Here is a 17,134-nt window from a genome sequence, read left to right on the forward strand (position 1 = left end):
CTTACGCTTTCTCGATGTTGACCAGAAACGCCTTGTACTCTGGCGTTTGCGAGTTGGAATCGCCGACGTTAGGCGTCAGGGTGTTGGCGATGTAGCCTTTCTGCGCCACGCCCTCAAAGCCCCAGTGCAGCGGAATACCCACGGTTTCAACCTGCTGACCGTGCACGTTCAGCGACTGCAGGCGGCGAGTGACCACGGCAACGGCGCGAATAAAGCCGCGCTTGCTGCTGACCGTGACGCGATCGCCGTTGGCAATGCCTTTCGCCTTCGCCAGCGTTTCGCTGATTTCCACAAACTGTTCCGGCTGCGCGATGGCGTTAAGCCGCGCGTGCTTGGTCCAGGTGTGGAAATGCTCCGTCAGGCGATAGGTGGTTCCCACATACGGGAATTTGTCCTTTTTGCCTAAACGCAGCACATCGTCAGCGTAGATACGCACGACCGGACTAGAGATAACATTTGGGTGTAGCGGGTTAGTGCCGAGCGGCGTTTCCATCGGCTCGTAGTGTTCCGGGAATGGCCCTTCTGCCAGCTTGTCGAGGGCAAACAGGCGTCCCAGTCCCTCCGGCTGCATAATAAACGGCCCGGTCTCACTGCCCGGTGGCGCGGTGTTGAAGTCAGGAATATCATTCCCCGCCCACTTCGCCCCGTTCCACTGAATCAGCATACGTTTCGGATCCCACGGCTTGCCGTTTACGTCCGCCGACGCACGGTTGTACAGCACGCGACGGTTCAGCGGCCACGCCCATGCCCAGCCCAGCGTATTGCCCAGCCCGGACGGGTCGGCGTTATCGCGGTTGGCCATCTGGTTACCCTGCTCCGTCCAGCTGCCGGTGTAGATCCAGCAGGACGACGCCGTCGTGCCGTCATCGCGCAGCAGCGCAAAGCTGTTCAGAAGCTGGCCTTTCTTCGCCAGCAGATTGCCGTTGACGTCATAGAGATCGGCCAGCGCCACGCCGTTGTTCTCTTTGGCCACCTCTTCGGATTCAGGATGATCCGGTTGCTTATAGTTCCAGCGCATCTTCAGCAACGGTTCAGCGCCTTTGCCGCCTTCGGTGCGGTACATCTCACGCAGGCGATGGTAAATCCCGGCCAGAATTTCACCGTCATTACGCGCTTCACCCGGCGCATCCTGCCCCTTCCAGTGCCACTGTAACCAGCGACCGGAGTTGGCGATCGACCCGTCTTCTTCGGCAAAACAGGTAGACGGCAAGCGGAAGACCTCGGTCTGAATTGATGCGGGATCCACATCATTCATCTCGCCGTGGTTCTGCCAGAAGTTAGACGTTTCCGTCACCAGCGGATCGATAACCACCATGTACTTCAGCTTGCTCAGGCTGCGAACCACTTTGTTTTTGTCCGGGAAGGACGCCACCGGGTTAAAGCCCTGGCAGATATAGCCCGTGACGTTGCCCTTATCCATCATGTTGAAATACTTGATGACGTCGTAGGCCTGGTCCCACTTAGGCAGCCACTCAAAGCCCCAGTCGTTCTCCTTCTGCGCCGCATCACCGTAGAAGGATTTCATCAGGCTGACGTAGAACTTCGGATAGTTGCTCCAGTAGTTCACCTGATCCGGCAGCGTCGCCTTAGGCGTATTCGCCGCGAGATAGGTCTGCAGATCGGCCTGCTTCTCAGACGGTAGCGTCAGGTAGCCTGGCAGGCTGGTCGACAGCAGGCCGAGGTCGGTCAGGCCCTGGATGTTGGAGTGACCGCGCAAGGCATTTACCCCGCCTCCCGCCATGCCCATATTGCCGAGCAGCAGCTGGATCATCGCCATGGTACGGATGTTCTGCGCACCAACGGTGTGCTGCGTCCAGCCCAGCGCGTACAGGAACGTGGTGGTTCTGTCGGCGGCACTGGTAGAGGCCAGCACCTCACACACTTTCAGGAAGTCGGCTTTTGGCGTACCACAGATGTTTTCCACCACGTCAGGCGTATAGCGGGATACATGCTCTTTCAGCAGATTCCACACGCAGCGCGGGTGCGTTAGCGTTTCATCACGCATCGCGTAGCCGTTTTCATCGAACTGATAGTTCCAGGACGATTTATCGTACTGGCGTTTTTCGGCGTCATAGCCGCTAAACAGCCCGTCATCAAAGGCAAAATCATCCCGCACCAGCAGGTTCGCGTTGGTGTAGTGCTTAACGTATTCCGCGTTAATTTTGTTATTTTCGATCAGGTACAACAGCACGCCTGACAGGAACGTTATGTCGGTTCCGGAGCGGATCGGCGCGTAGATATCGGCCACCGATGCCGTACGCGTGAAGCGTGGATCGACGACGATAAGCGTCGCATCGTTATTGTTTTTCGCTTCCATCGCCCAGCGGAATCCCACCGGATGGGCCTCGGCGGCGTTACCGCCCATCACCATCACGACGTTGGCGTTTTTGATATCCACCCAGTGGTTGGTCATCGCACCGCGACCAAATGTTGGAGCAAGACTTGCTACCGTTGGTCCGTGTCAGACGCGTGCCTGGTTGTCTACCGCCAGCATCCCGAGGGAGCGAACAAATTTTTGCGTCAGCATGCCGGTTTCATTGCTGGCCGCCGAGGCGCACAGCATGCCGGTAGAGAGCCAACGGTTCACCGTCACGCCCTGCGCGTTTTTCTCGATGAAGTTGGCGTCGCGGTCGGCTTTCATCAGTCTGGCAATCCGGGAGAAGGCGTCATCCCAGGAAATACGCTGCCATTTGTCGGAGCCCGGCGCGCGGTATTCCGGATAGCGCAGACGGTTATCGCTGTGAACATAGTCCAGCAGTCCCGCCCCTTTCGGGCAGAGTGCCCCACGGCTCACCGGATGGTCCGGATCCCCTTCAATATGATAAATGGCCTCTCTGGCGTTCTTCGCGCCATCGCCCAGGCTATACATTAAAAGCCCACAACCCACGGAGCAGTATGTGCAGGTGTTACGGATCTCTTTGGCACGCAGCAGTTTATAGTTGCGTGCCTGAGCCAGCGCCATTTTGGGAGCGAATCCCAGCATCGCGGCTGTTGTTCCGGCCATACCGCCCGCGCAGATTTTAAAAAATTGTCTGCGGCTGACGTCCATTTTTGTCCTCATTTACGGATAAGACTTCGCGCCGCAAACTAACAGCAAAGCCCCTGTTTTTTTTGCGTCAAATCAAGGTCGCCGGTGTTCGCCCCCTTAATAGTCACCCACCACCCTTTTGAATACCTCTTTTTGATTAACGGCTTAAGAGAATAATTCGCAGCCGTCAGGGGATTAATGCTATAAATTTTGCCTTTCGTTTTTATCGTGATGGCAAGGGTATGGACAGGAAAAGAGCAACGCTGACTGGACTGGCGGCGATAGTGTTATGGAGCACCATGGTGGGTCTGATTCGCAGCGTGAGCGAGGGACTTGGGCCGGTGGGGGGCGCCGCCATGATTTATACCGTCAGTGGTTTACTCTGTCTGGTGACAGTAGGTTTTCCTGATATCCGGCGCTTCACTCCCCGGTATCTTATTGCCGGTAGCATACTGTTTGTCAGCTACGAAATTTGCCTGGCGCTGTCGTTAGGTTATGCCGCTACGCGTTCGCAGGCGATTGAAGTCGGCATGGTGAATTATCTCTGGCCGAGCCTGACCATTGTGTTTGCCATTTTGTTTAACGGGCAGAAATCGTCCCTGTGGGTGATCCCAGGTTTAGCCCTCTCTTTACTCGGTGTGTGCTGGGTATTGGGCGGCGAACAGGGGTTGCAGGTGAATGAGATTATCCGCAATGTTGTCTCCAGCCCCCTCAGCTATGCCCTTGCATTTGCCGGCGCGTTTATCTGGGCGGCGTACTGCACGGTAACCAGTAAATATGCCAAAGGACAAAACGGAATCACGCTCTTTGTGTTGCTTACCGCGCTGAGTTTGTGGGTGAAATATGCCCTGAGCGATCAACCGGACATGGTCTTCAGCGTGCCGGTGGTGTTGAAATTACTCATGTGCGGCGTCGCGCTGGGATTTGGCTATGCGTCGTGGAATATCGGTATTCTTCACGGTAACGTCACGGTGCTGGCGGCCGCGTCCTATTTTACTCCGGTATTATCTGCTGCGCTGGCGGCAGTGTTGCTAAACTCCCCGCTGTCGTTCTCTTTCTGGCAAGGCGCAATCATGGTCTCTGTCGGGTCCCTGCTGTGCTGGTATGCCACCCGGAAATAAGGCTTTTCTGATGCCGGGGAAATTACAGTCCGGCAACAAAATTAACATAAATTTAAAATGCGATACCCATCAGACTCTTTAGCAAAATAATAGAAAGTGGTTTAGATTCTGTTTATAGTCTCTGCTATTCGTAAAGAGCGAATGTTGATAATTGACATAAACTGACACCCCGACGTAATTAGTAATGGCCAAACAATCACACAGGGGATTGCAAAAAATCAAATAATCCCTTTCTAAACATGTAATCAAAAGCCTCATATTAACCGAGCATTCCTCATGGCAAGCTATTGATATAAATATAAAATCCCTGCAAACCAATCCAGTAAAGCTCGGGAATAGCGACTATTACCCTTCTGAAATAAAGTCGCTAATAATTATATCTCCCACAACCAATATGGCGTAAAAATACGCACCAATTGAATGAATTCCAGTCAATTCATTCATTCGGACTGAAATTTACCCGATCGCGATCACACTAATTGAAATTATCTTTAATATTTTGAAACTTATTATTGAAAGCAGGCTACAAGATTTTTAAAAATAGTCTGCCATTGACGAACAGCCTCGTTTAGAAATCGTTCGAAATGGTTCAGGAAATACCCAAGAAAATTATAAGGAATATTTAAGATGAAACTTAAATTAGTTGCAGTGGCGGTCACTTCCATGTTGGCAGCAGGCGTTGTAAACGCGGCTGAAGTTTTTAACAAAGACGGTAACAAGCTGGATCTGTACGGTAAAGTCACAGGTCTGCACTATTTCTCTGATGATACTGACAACGACGGTGATAAAACCTACGTTCGTCTGGGCTTCAAAGGCGAAACTCAGATCAACGACCAGATGACCGGTTACGGCCAGTGGGAATATGAGTTCAAGGGCAACCGCTCTGAATCCCAGGGTGCTGACGGTAACAAAACGCGTCTGGCGTTCGCAGGTCTGAAATTCAACGAATTCGGTTCCTTCGACTACGGCCGTAACTACGGCGTGGCATACGACATCGGCGCATGGACTGACGTTCTGCCTGAGTTCGGTGGCGATACCTGGACCCAGACTGATGGCTTTATGACTGGCCGTACAACTGGCGTAGCGACTTACCGTAACACCGATTTCTTCGGTCTGGTTGACGGTCTGAACGTTGCCGCTCAGTACCAGGGTAAAAACGACCGTAACGACATCACCGAATCTAACGGTGACGGCTGGGGTCTCTCTTCTACCTATGAATTCGACGGCTTTGCTGCAGGTGCGACCTACGCGAAATCTGACCGTACTGACCGTCAGGTTCGTGCAGCAAGCAACCTGAACGCCGGTGGCGAGAACGCAGAAGTGTGGGCAGCTGGTCTGAAGTACGATGCGAACAACATCTACCTGGCAACCACCTACTCTGAAACCCGCAACATGACGGCTTTCGGTGACGGCCACGTTGCGAACAAAGCACAGAACTTCGAAGTTGTGGCTCAGTACCAGTTCGACTTCGGCCTGCGTCCATCCATCGCTTACCTGAAATCCAAAGGTAAAGACATCGGTTCTTACGGCGACCAGGATCTGGTGGAATACGTTGACGTTGGCGCGAGCTACTACTTCAACAAAAACATGTCCACCTATGTTGATTACAAAATCAACCTGCTGGACGACAATGCGTTCACCAAAGACGCTAAAATCGCTACCGACAATATCGTTGCTGTAGGTCTGACCTACCAGTTCTAAGATTTGTCACGCCAGAAAGCCAGCCCCCGCGGCTGGCTTTTTTTTGCCCCTCTGTCCGCTCTACTGATTATCATCCCCCGGTTCCGGTATACTGCTCTGTCGTCACAGTCCTAACGTCACAGCCTGAACAGGGAGCCCTCGATGATTACCACCCACGTTTTTATCGCCGTCAGTCTTGATGGCTACATTGCCCGCCAGGATGGCGATATCGGCTGGTTACTCCAGCGCGATGATCCAACGGAAGATCATGGTTATGAAGCGTTCATTGCCGACAAAGACTGGATTGTGATGGGCCGGGGAAGCTATGAGAAAGTACTGACCTTTGACCAATGGCCCTATAACCGCCCCGTGCTGGTGCTCTCCAGTCAGCTGGCTGATACCACCGTGCCCGAGGCGCTGAAAGGTAAAGTGCAGTTCTCCCGCCGTCCCCCAAAGGAAGCGCTTGCTGAGCTGGCAGCGCAGAACGCACACCGCGTCTATATTGATGGCGGACAGGTGATCCAGTCGTTTCTGCGCGAAGGACTGGTGGCCGATATGGTGATCACCACCGTTCCTGTCCTGATCGGCTCAGGCAAGCCGCTGTTCGGCTCGCTGCCCCGGGATATCGATTTAACGCTTTTATCCACCCGCAGCTTCCCATCGGGTCTGGTGCAGTCGCACTATCGGCTGACGCGATGACGATACCGCGCCACTGAAGCAGGAGTGAAAAGCCCAAAGGTGCAGCGCCTCCGGGCTTGCATTTACTGTTGCGGCGCGTTCGCCAGGCTAAACCAAATCCCCACCGCCAGCAGCAATAACATCCCACCGGCGCTGCCTAACGCTAAGCTGTGCGACGTGATAAACGCCGTTTTTGCCGCCTCAATGACGGTTTCACCGAGCGCCGGGCTGAGATCCTGCGCGACCTTCATCGCTTCGCCAATGGATGACGAGGCTTTATCAGCCAGCGTTGAAGGTAAGCCCTGCGGCAGTTCAATCGACGCCGAGAAGCTGCGGGTCAGCAACAGACCAAATATCGCGATCCCCAGCCCCGCGCCCAGTTCGTAGGACATGGTTTCAATCGCCCCGGCAGCGGCGGCTTTCTCTTTCGGCGCCGCCGCCATGATTGCCGAGGTGGAGGCCAGCAGCGCACTCGCGGCACTGAAGCCAAGCAGCACCATCAGACACCACGCCTGCCACTGCTGCGTGCTGAAGTCGAGCATCGACAGGCCAATAAAGCTGACGGCGCTCAGCCCCATTCCGCCTGCCGCTACCATGCGCAGCCCCAGTCGACCAACCAGTATCCCTGCTATCGGGCCGCTAAACCCGCTCGCCACCATCAGCGGCAGCATAAACATGCCTGCCTCAAACGGCGTGAAGCCATGAACAAACTGCAGCTCCTGGGCCATCAGCAATTCATACCCCACCAGGGCGATCATGGCGGTCATCGCCATCACCACCCCGCTTAAAATGATGCGATGGCAAAACAGGCGCATGTCGATCATCGGCACGCGGGCGCGAAGCTGAATACGCACGAAGATAAACAGCAATACCGCGCCGGTGAGCAGCGTACAGGCCACAATCCACGGTGAAAGTACCCCTTTCAGCGCCGTTTTCGCGCTATAGACCAGCAGTAAAATGGCTACAATCAGCATGACGGCATGGCTGATATTGAGCGGCTGCTCAGGTCGCCCTTGCTGACGCGGAACATAGACCGCAACAAGTGACACCACCACCAGCACGATCGGCACGTTGATTAAAAAGACCGATCCCCAGTAAAAATGCTCCAGCAACATGCCGCCGATCAGCGGACCAAACGCCGCCCCACCGGAGCCGACCGCGGCCCAGACGCCTAGCGCGATGTTGCGATCCCGCACGTTAACAAACAAGGTGCGTATACCCGCAAGGGTTGCCGGTATGATCATTGCCGCGCCAATTGCCAGCGAGGCGCGCGCGGCGATCAGCCAGCCTGCAGAAGGGGCAAAGGCCGCCGCCAGCGATGACAGGCCAAACAGCGTGCTGCCGATCATCAGCAGCCGTTTAAAACCGATGCGGTCGCCCAGTGCCCCCATTGGCAGCACCATACCCGCCATCACCAGGGAGTAGATATCGATGATCCACAATAATTCGTTACCGCTGGCGCCCAGCGTCATGCTCAATGTCGGCGCCGCCACGTGCAGCACCGTCGCGTCAATCGCCACCGGGATATACACCAGCACGATAATCACTAACGCTAACCACTGACGAAACATAAATTTCCTTTTTATATAAAAATGGACACATGTCCAGGATGCGATCCTACGGAATGTTGAACACTTGTCCAGCTCTTTGTTACACTCGTTTCATTGCTATTTAAGAGTGAGAGAAAATGGGTTATCTGACCAGGGATGAAAGACGGGAAGAGATCTTACAGGCCGCCATGCGCGTGGCGCTGGCCGAAGGATTTACCGCCATGACGGTGCGCCGCATCGCGGCCGAAGCCGGTGTCGCAACCTGGCAAGTGCATCACCATTTCACCTCCGGCGGTGAGTTAAAATCGCTGGCCTTCGTCCGGCTGATCCGCGAACTGCTGGATGCGGATGGGCCCGGTGAACACGCCAGCTGGCGGGCGCGTTTGCATGCCATGCTCGGTAGCGATGATGGCAGGTTTGAACCCTACATTCGCCTCTGGCGTGAAGCGCAGATCCTGGCCACCCGCGACGTGGAAATCAAAGGCGCGTATGTGCTGACAATGGAGATGTGGCATCAGGAGACCGTTGCCCTCATTGAGGCTGGCAGGAATGCAGGCGTATTCCGTTCCGGAGACCCGGCAGAAAGTATTGCCTGGCGTTTAATTGGCCTGGTGTGTGGCCTTGACGGTCTGTATATATTAAACATGCCCGAAATGGATGACGCTGCGTTTAATAATCATCTTGATAAATTAATTTCTCTGGAGCTTTTTTAATACTCCGTTGTGAGTAATTTCATCACACCGTTACAATTAGTAACACATTAAGCGTTCCCTTGTTTCTATTCCAGACTCTGGGGTTCGCTTTTTTATCTATCCTTTCAGATGTATCTCAATACTTCCAATAAACTCCATAACAAATCTTCACATATCTGGCTGTTTTTACTTATTTTTATATCTTCATTTAGGTAAGCAAGAGGGCGATATGTCACAACAAAGTGAGAAGAATCATCACCATCTTTTAAGTAACTGGAAACCGGAAAATCCGCAATTCTGGGAGAATAAAGGCAAACATATCGCGCGAAGAAACCTATGGATCTCTGTGGCTTGCCTGCTATTAGCCTTTTGCGTGTGGATGTTATTTAGTGCCATTGCGGTTAATCTGAATAAGGTCGGATTTAATTTCACCACCGATCAGCTTTTTATGTTAACGGCATTACCTTCTCTCTCCGGCGCGATATTGCGCGTCCCCTACTCTTTTATGGTGCCAATATTTGGCGGACGTTACTGGACAGTATTGAGTACCGTCATCCTGATTATTCCCTGCGTCTGGCTGGGAATCGCCATTCAGAACACCGCGACGCCTTACTGGATTTTTATCGTGATTGCCCTGCTCTGCGGCTTTGCTGGCGCCAACTTTGCCTCCAGCATGGGCAACATCAGCTTCTTCTTCCCGAAATCCAGACAGGGCAGCGCCCTTGGGATCAATGGCGGACTGGGTAATCTGGGCGTCAGCGTGATGCAGTTGGTCGCGCCACTGGTCATTTTTGTGCCCATGTTCACCTTTCTGGGGGTGAACGGTGTGCCCCAGGAGGACGGATCTTCCATGTGGCTGGCGAACGCAGCCTGGGTCTGGGCCCCGCTTCTGCTGCTGGCAACCATTGCGGCGTTTTTTGGCATGAACGACATCGCCAGTTCAAAAGCCTCTATCGCCAGCCAGCTTCCGGTGCTTAAGCGATTTCACCTCTGGCTGCTGAGCCTGCTCTATCTGGCAACCTTCGGCTCATTTATCGGGTTTTCGGCTGGTTTTGCCATGCTGTCAAAAACCCAGTTCCCGGACGTGAATATCCTTCATCTTGCCTTCTTTGGCCCCCTGATTGGTGCGCTGGCGCGTTCAGCGGGCGGGATGATCTCCGACAGGCTGGGCGGCGTGCGCGTCACGCTTATCAACTTTGTCTTTATGGCCATCTTTAGCGCCCTGATCTTCCTGACCCTGCCCGGCTCGGGCTCCGGCAGCTTTGTCGCGTTTTATCTGGTCTTTATGGGGCTGTTCCTCACCGCCGGACTGGGCAGCGGATCGACCTTCCAGATGATCGCCATTATTTTCCGCCAAATCACACTCGACCGGGTGAAAAAGCAAGGCGGCACCGACGAGCAGGCGCAGCATGAAGCCGTGACGGAGACCGCCGCCGCGCTGGGCTTTATCTCCGCCATCGGTGCCGTCGGCGGGTTCTTCATTCCCAAGGCCTTTGGCACCTCGCTGGCGATGACCGGGTCGCCGGTCGGCGCCATGAAAGTCTTCCTCGTCTTTTACATCGTCTGTGTGCTCGTCACCTGGCTGGTATACGGCCGTAAATCCTCACAAAAATAATAACTACCTCTTCGCCGGAGCGTGATGCAGCGCTTTCCGGCCATGCTATCGAAGCAGGAGAAATGTCATGAGCAAACTGTTGGATCGCTTTCGTTATTTCAAAACAAAAGGCGACAGCTTCGCCGATGGGCACGGGCAGGTCTATCACACCAACCGGGACTGGGAAGACAGCTACCGCCAGCGCTGGCAGTTCGACAAGATTGTGCGGTCTACCCACGGCGTGAACTGTACCGGCTCCTGCAGCTGGAAGATTTATGTCAAAAACGGCCTGGTGACATGGGAAACCCAGCAGACCGATTACCCCCGCACCCGCCCGGACCTGCCTAACCATGAGCCGCGCGGCTGCCCGCGTGGCGCGAGCTACTCCTGGTATCTGTACAGCGCCAACCGCCTCAAATATCCGCTGGTACGCCGCAGACTGATTGAACTCTGGCGCGAGGCACTGGCGCAGCACACCGATCCGGTACTGGCCTGGGATGCCATTCAAAATGATCCACAAAAAGCGCAGAGCTACAGACAGGCGCGCGGACGCGGCGGTTTTATCCGCTCGAACTGGAAAGAACTGAACCAGTTGATTGCCGCCGCCAACGTCTGGACCATCAAGCACTATGGTCCGGACCGCGTGGCCGGTTTCTCACCTATTCCGGCGATGTCGATGGTCTCTTACGCCGCCGGTACCCGCTATCTCTCTCTGCTCGGCGGTACCTGCCTGAGTTTCTATGACTGGTATTGCGACCTGCCTCCCGCCTCGCCCATGACCTGGGGCGAGCAGACCGACGTGCCGGAGTCCGCCGACTGGTACAACTCCAGCTATATCATCGCCTGGGGCTCCAACGTTCCCCAGACGCGCACCCCGGACGCCCACTTCTTTACCGAGGTACGTTATAAAGGGACCAAAACTGTCGCCATTACCCCGGACTTCTCTGAAGTTGCCAAACTGAGCGACCAGTGGCTCGCCCCCAAACAGGGGACTGACAGTGCACTGGCGATGGCCATGGGTCACGTGATCCTCAAAGAGTTCCATCTCGATAATCCCAGCGACTATTTCCTTAACTACTGCCGCCGCTATACCGATATGCCAATGCTGGTTCTGCTGGATGAACAGGCCGATGGCCATCTGGTACCGGGACGCATGCTGCGGGCGTCCGACCTTGTCGACGGGCTGGGCGAAACCAATAATCCGGAGTGGAAAACCGTCGCCTTTGATATTGCCGGTAATCTGGTGGTTCCTAACGGTTCCATTGGCTTCCGTTGGGGCGAAAAAGGCAAATGGAACCTGGAATCGCTGGCGGCGGGTCAGGAAACGGAGTTGACTCTTTCCCTGCTGATCACCCACGACAGCGTGGCGGATGTCGCCTTCCCCTACTTTGGCGGCAATGAGAACCCGCATTTTCGCAGCGTGAAGCAGGAGCCGGTGCTGACCCGCCGCGTGCCGAGCAGAACCCTGACGCTTGCCGATGGCAGCCAGAAACATGTGGTCAGCGTTTACGATCTTGTACTGGCGAACTATGGTCTCGACCGCGGCCTCGAAGACAGTAACGCGGCTGAAAGTTATGGTCAGATTAAAGCGTATACACCGGCCTGGGGCGAGCAGATCACCGGCGTACCGGCTCACCTGATCGAAAAGATTGCCCGCGAATTTGCTGACACGGCGCACAAGACGCACGGGCGTTCGATGATCATTCTCGGGGCCGGGGTAAACCACTGGTACCACATGGACATGAACTACCGTGGGATGATCAACATGCTGGTCTTCTGCGGCTGCGTAGGCCAAAGCGGTGGCGGCTGGTCGCACTACGTGGGCCAGGAGAAGCTGCGTCCGCAAACCGGCTGGCTGCCACTGGCCTTCGCGCTGGACTGGAACCGCCCACCGCGCCAGATGAACAGTACCTCATTCTTTTACAACCACGCCAGCCAGTGGCGCTATGAGAAGCTGACGGCGCAGGAGTTGCTCTCCCCGCTGGCGGATGCATCCCGATTCACCGGACATCTGATCGACTTCAACGTCCGCGCCGAGCGTATGGGCTGGCTACCGTCGGCGCCGCAGCTTAACCTCAACCCGCTGCACATCAAAGCCCGCGCAGAGGCAGCAGGCCTGTCTCCGCAGGAGTATACCGCTCAGGCGTTAAAATCGGGTGATATCCGCTTCGCCTGTGAGCAGCCTGACAGCGGAAAAAACCACCCGCGCAACCTGTTTGTCTGGCGCTCGAACCTGCTTGGATCCTCCGGTAAAGGCCACGAGTACATGCTCAAGTATTTGCTCGGCACCGAAAGCGGGATCCAGGGGGAAGATTTAGGCTCGACCGATGACGTCAAGCCTGAAGAGATCGACTGGCAAACCAACGCCATTGAGGGCAAGCTCGATCTGCTGGTCACGCTCGATTTCCGCATGTCCAGCACCTGCCTGTTCTCTGACATCGTCCTGCCGACCGCCACCTGGTATGAAAAGGACGACATGAATACCTCGGACATGCATCCGTTTATTCATCCGCTCTCTGCCGCCGTCGACCCGGCCTGGGAATCGCGCAGCGACTGGGAGATTTACAAAGGCATCGCCAAAGTCTTCTCTGACGTGTGCGTCGGCCATCTCGGTACGGAAACGGATGTGGTGTTGCAGCCGTTGCAGCACGACTCGCCGGCCGAGCTGTCCCAGCCGTTTGATATTCAGGACTGGCGCAAAGGCGAATGCGATTTGATCCCCGGCAAAACCGCACCGAACATCGCGGTCGTCGAGCGTAACTACCCCGAGACATGGGAACGCTTTACCTCCCTTGGCCCGCTGATGGATAAGCTCGGCAACGGCGGGAAAGGCATTTCGTGGAACACACAAAGCGAGGTCGAGTTCCTCGGCAAGCTTAACTACGTCAAATCCGACGGTCCGGCGAAAGGCCGCCCGCGCATTGAAACCGCTATTGACGCCTCTGAAGTGATCCTCGCTCTGGCACCAGAAACCAACGGCCAGGTGGCGGTAAAGGCCTGGGAAGCGCTCGGCGAACTGACCGGGCGCGATCACACCCATCTGGCGCTGAATAAAGAAGACGAGAAGATCCGCTTCCGCGATATTCAGGCGCAGCCGCGCAAAATCATCTCCAGCCCGACCTGGTCCGGTCTGGAAAGCGAGCACGTCTCCTATAACGCAGGTTATACCAACGTTCACGAGCTGATCCCGTGGCGCACCCTCTCCGGCCGTCAGCAGCTGTATCAGGATCACCCGTGGATGCGCGCCTTCGGCGAAAGTCTGGTGGCCTACCGTCCGCCGATTGATACCCGTAGCGTCAGCCATATGCGCGAGATCCCGCCGAACGGCTTCCCGGAAAAAGCGCTCAATTTCCTGACGCCACACCAGAAATGGGGCATCCACTCCACCTACAGTGAAAACCTGCTGATGCAGACCCTGTCGCGCGGCGGGCCGATTGTCTGGATCAGCGAAACCGATGCCAGAGAATTAGGTATCGAAGATAACGACTGGATTGAAGCCTTCAACGCCAATGGCGCCCTCACCGCCCGCGCGGTGGTGAGCCAGCGCGTGCCGCCGGGTATGACCATGATGTACCACGCCCAGGAGCGCATTCTTAACATTCCCGGTTCAGAGGTGACGGGACGCCGGGGAGGTATTCATAACTCAGTGACCCGCGTCTGCCCGAAACCGACGCACATGATTGGCGGTTACGCCCAGTTGGCATACAGCTTCAACTATTACGGCACCGTTGGCTCCAACCGCGACGAATTCATCATGATCCGCAAAATGAAAAACATTAACTGGCTGGATGGCGAAGGTCGGGATCAGGTACAGGAGACGAAAAAATGAAAATACGTTCACAGGTTGGCATGGTACTGAATCTCGATAAATGCATTGGCTGCCACACCTGCTCGGTCACCTGCAAAAACGTCTGGACCGGGCGTGAAGGGATGGAATATGCGTGGTTCAACAACGTCGAGACCAAACCGGGGATCGGCTACCCGAAAAACTGGGAAGACCAGGAGGAGTGGCAAGGTGGCTGGATCCGCGGTATTCACGGCAAACTCACGCCGCGTCTCGGCGGCAAAATGGGCGTACTATCGAAAATTTTCGCTAACCCTGTCCTGCCGCAGATTGACGATTACTATGAACCCTTTACCTTCGATTATCAGGATCTGCACCGCGCCCCGGAAGGCGATCACCTCCCTACTGCCCGCCCGCGCTCCCTGATTGACGGCAAGCGGATGGACAAAATCGTCTGGGGCCCCAACTGGGAGGAGTTGCTGGGCGGCGAGTTCGAAAAACGCGCCCGCGACCGCAACTTCGACAAGATCCAGAAAGAGATGTACGGCCAGTTTGAAAACACCTTCATGATGTACCTGCCGCGTCTGTGCGAGCACTGTCTGAACCCAAGCTGCGTTGCCACCTGCCCGAGCGGGGCGATTTACAAACGCGAAGAGGACGGCATTGTGCTGATTGACCAGGACAAATGCCGCGGCTGGCGTTTGTGCATCAGTGGCTGCCCGTACAAAAAAATCTACTTTAACTGGAAGAGCGGCAAGTCAGAAAAATGCATCTTCTGCTACCCGCGCATTGAATCCGGCCAGCCGACCGTCTGCTCGGAAACCTGCGTCGGGCGCATCCGCTATCTCGGCGTACTGTTGTATGACGCGGACCGCATTGAAGAGGCGGCCAGTACCGAACATGAAACCGATCTGTATGAGCGCCAGTGCGACGTGTTCCTGAATCCGCACGATCCGGCGGTCATTGAGGAAGCGGTTAAACAGGGTATTCCACAGAACGTGATCGATGCGGCCCAGCGCTCCCCGGTCTACAAAATGGCGATGGACTGGAAGCTGGCCCTGCCGCTGCACCCGGAATACCGCACTCTGCCGATGGTCTGGTACGTGCCGCCACTGTCACCGATTCAGTCTTACGCCGACGCGGGCGGCCTGCCGATGAGCGATGGCGTCCTGCCTGCCGTAGAGAGCCTGCGCATTCCCGTGCAGTATCTGGCGAACATGCTCAGCGCGGGCGATACCGGCCCGGTGCTGCGCGCCCTGAAGCGCATGATGGCGATGCGACACTACAAACGCTCCCAGACCGTCGAAGGCGTGACCGATACCCGCGCCATCGAAGAGGTCGGCCTGACCGAAGCGCAGGTTGAAGAGATGTACCGCTATCTGGCCATCGCCAACTATGAGGATCGCTTCGTGATCCCCACCAGCCACCGTGAAATGGCGCGCGATGCCTTCCCGGAACGTAACGGATGTGGTTTCACCTTTGGCGACGGCTGCCACGGCTCTGACACCAAATTTAACCTCTTCAACAGCAGCCGGATTGATGCCATCAACATCACCGAGGTGCGCGAACATGGGGAGGGAGAGTAATGCAGATCCTCAAAATCATCGCGTTGCTGATTGAGTATCCCGATGAGACCCTGTGGGAAAATCGCGAGGAAGCGCTTTCGCTCATTGAGCAGGATGCACCCATGCTGCTGTCGTTTGCCCGCCAGCACCTGAGCGCCCCGCTGCTGGATAAACAGGCCGAGTGGTGTGAGGTGTTTGAGCGTGGCCGCGCGACCTCGCTGCTGCTGTTCGAGCACGTTCACGCTGAATCCCGCGATCGCGGTCAGGCGATGGTCGACCTCATGGGGCAGTATGAGAAAGCCGGGTTACAACTGGACTGCCGCGAGCTGCCGGACTACCTGCCGCTCTATCTGGAGTACCTCAGTATCGTTACGGACGGCGAGGCGCGCGAAGGATTGCAGAACGTCGCGCCGATCCTGGCGCTGATTGGCGGACGGCTGAAGCAGCGCGGCGTGGCCCATTATCAGCTGTTCGATGCCCTGCTGGTGCTGTCGGGAACGCGGCTTTCCAGCGACAGCGTGGCGAAACAGGTGTCCGGTGAAAAACGGGATGATACCCGCCAGGCGCTGGATGCCGTCTGGGAAGAGGAACAGGTCAAGTTTATCGAAGACAACGCCACATCGTGCGACAGCTCGCCGATGCAGCACTATCAACGACGCTTTAGCCAGGACGTCGCCCCGCAGTACGTGGACGTCAGCGCCGGAGGCCCAAAATGACACATTACCTGAACGTCTTTTTCTATGACATTTATCCCTACATCTGCGCCACCGTTTTTTTCCTTGGCAGCTGGTTGCGCTACGACTACGGGCAATACACCTGGCGCGCCTCATCGAGCCAGATGCTCAGCAAACGCGGCATGAACTGGGCCTCTAACCTGTTTCATATCGGGATCCTGGGGATTTTCTTCGGGCACCTGTTCGGCATGCTCACACCGCACTGGATGTATGCCTGGTTTTTACCCGTCGCGGTTAAGCAGCAGTTAGCCATGATTGCAGGGGGGATTTGCGGCGTGCTGACGCTGATTGGCGGGTCCATGCTGCTATACCGTCGCCTGTTCAATCAGCGCGTGCGCGCCACGTCCACCACGCCGGATATCATTATCATGAGTATTTTGCTGATCCAGTGCATTCTGGGGCTGACCACTATCCCCTTCTCCGCCCAGTATCCTGACGGAAGCGAGATGATGAAGCTGGTCGGCTGGGCACAGGGAATTGTGACGTTTAAGGGCGGCTCATCGGAAATGCTGAGCGGCGTGGCCCCCATCTTCCGCGTTCATCTGGTGCTGGGGATGACGATCTTCCTCATCTTCCCGTTCACCCGTCTGGTACACGTATGGAGCGCGCCGTTTGAGTACTTTACCCGTCGGTACCAGGTGGTGAGATCGCGCCGTTGATTTTGTCGGGTGGCGGCTACGCCTTACCCGACCTACGTTATGCCCGGTA

Annotated in this window: 11 protein-coding genes; 9 read left to right on the forward strand and 2 right to left on the reverse strand. The window is 55.8% G+C overall.

Annotated features, from left to right (window positions below; translation table 11 throughout):
- Position 1 precedes the first annotated feature (1 nt).
- Complete coding sequence (fdnG, locus tag EKN38_RS13550; protein WP_126522234.1) at positions 2-3,049, reverse strand: formate dehydrogenase-N subunit alpha; 3,048 nt, start codon at positions 3,047-3,049, stop codon at positions 2-4.
- Positions 3,050-3,270: 221 nt separating this feature from the next.
- Here fdnG and yddG point away from each other — a divergent pair, with 221 nt between their 5' ends.
- The 3 genes from yddG to EKN38_RS13565 all read left to right on the forward strand — a co-directional run bounded on the left by yddG (position 3,271) and on the right by EKN38_RS13565 (position 6,528).
- A complete protein-coding gene (yddG, locus tag EKN38_RS13555) occupies positions 3,271-4,149 on the forward strand; it encodes an aromatic amino acid DMT transporter YddG (protein WP_014832022.1) in 879 nt (292 codons plus the stop codon).
- A gap of 627 nt (positions 4,150-4,776) precedes the next feature.
- Positions 4,777-5,850, forward strand: coding sequence for a porin OmpC (gene ompC / locus EKN38_RS13560; protein WP_014832023.1), 1,074 nt, complete (start codon positions 4,777-4,779; stop codon positions 5,848-5,850).
- A 141-nt stretch (positions 5,851-5,991) separates the two neighbouring features.
- A complete protein-coding gene (locus EKN38_RS13565) occupies positions 5,992-6,528 on the forward strand; it encodes a dihydrofolate reductase family protein (RefSeq protein ID WP_014832024.1) in 537 nt (178 codons plus the stop codon).
- 62 nt (positions 6,529-6,590) lie between these two features.
- Here EKN38_RS13565 and EKN38_RS13570 read toward each other — a convergent pair whose 3' ends face one another.
- Positions 6,591-8,078 (reverse strand): MFS transporter, encoded by a 1,488-nt coding sequence (locus EKN38_RS13570; protein WP_014832025.1) that lies wholly within the window; start codon positions 8,076-8,078, stop codon positions 6,591-6,593.
- Between the two features lie 116 nt (positions 8,079-8,194).
- On the opposite strand from EKN38_RS13570, the gene EKN38_RS13575 reads away from it, so the two are divergent.
- The 6 genes from EKN38_RS13575 (at position 8,195) to narI (ending at position 17,085) form a co-directional block, all read left to right on the forward strand.
- Entirely contained in the window at positions 8,195-8,770 is a 576-nt protein-coding gene (locus EKN38_RS13575) for a TetR family transcriptional regulator (protein WP_126522236.1), read from the forward strand.
- A gap of 208 nt (positions 8,771-8,978) precedes the next feature.
- Positions 8,979-10,364 carry a NarK family nitrate/nitrite MFS transporter gene (locus EKN38_RS13580; protein WP_014832027.1) on the forward strand — a complete coding sequence of 462 codons (1,386 nt, stop codon included), beginning with the start codon at positions 8,979-8,981 and terminating at the stop codon, positions 10,362-10,364.
- A gap of 67 nt (positions 10,365-10,431) precedes the next feature.
- Complete coding sequence (locus EKN38_RS13585) at positions 10,432-14,172, forward strand: nitrate reductase subunit alpha (protein ID WP_126522238.1); 3,741 nt, start codon at positions 10,432-10,434, stop codon at positions 14,170-14,172.
- Complete coding sequence (gene narH, locus EKN38_RS13590; protein ID WP_014832029.1) at positions 14,169-15,713, forward strand: nitrate reductase subunit beta; 1,545 nt, start codon at positions 14,169-14,171, stop codon at positions 15,711-15,713. The genes EKN38_RS13585 and narH overlap by 4 nt, the downstream gene beginning before the upstream one ends.
- Positions 15,713-16,408: a nitrate reductase molybdenum cofactor assembly chaperone gene (narW, locus tag EKN38_RS13595; protein ID WP_014832030.1), complete on the forward strand. Its 696-nt coding sequence runs from the start codon at positions 15,713-15,715 to the stop codon at positions 16,406-16,408. The genes narH and narW overlap by 1 nt, the downstream gene beginning before the upstream one ends.
- Positions 16,405-17,085 (forward strand): respiratory nitrate reductase subunit gamma, encoded by a 681-nt coding sequence (gene narI / locus EKN38_RS13600; RefSeq protein WP_014832031.1) that lies wholly within the window; start codon positions 16,405-16,407, stop codon positions 17,083-17,085. The genes narW and narI overlap by 4 nt, the downstream gene beginning before the upstream one ends.
- Positions 17,086-17,134: the final 49 nt, after the last annotated feature.

Origin of the sequence: Enterobacter sp. WCHEn045836 (genome assembly GCF_003965585.1) — a bacterium.
In the GTDB taxonomy this organism is placed as follows: domain Bacteria; phylum Pseudomonadota; class Gammaproteobacteria; order Enterobacterales; family Enterobacteriaceae; genus Enterobacter; species Enterobacter dissolvens.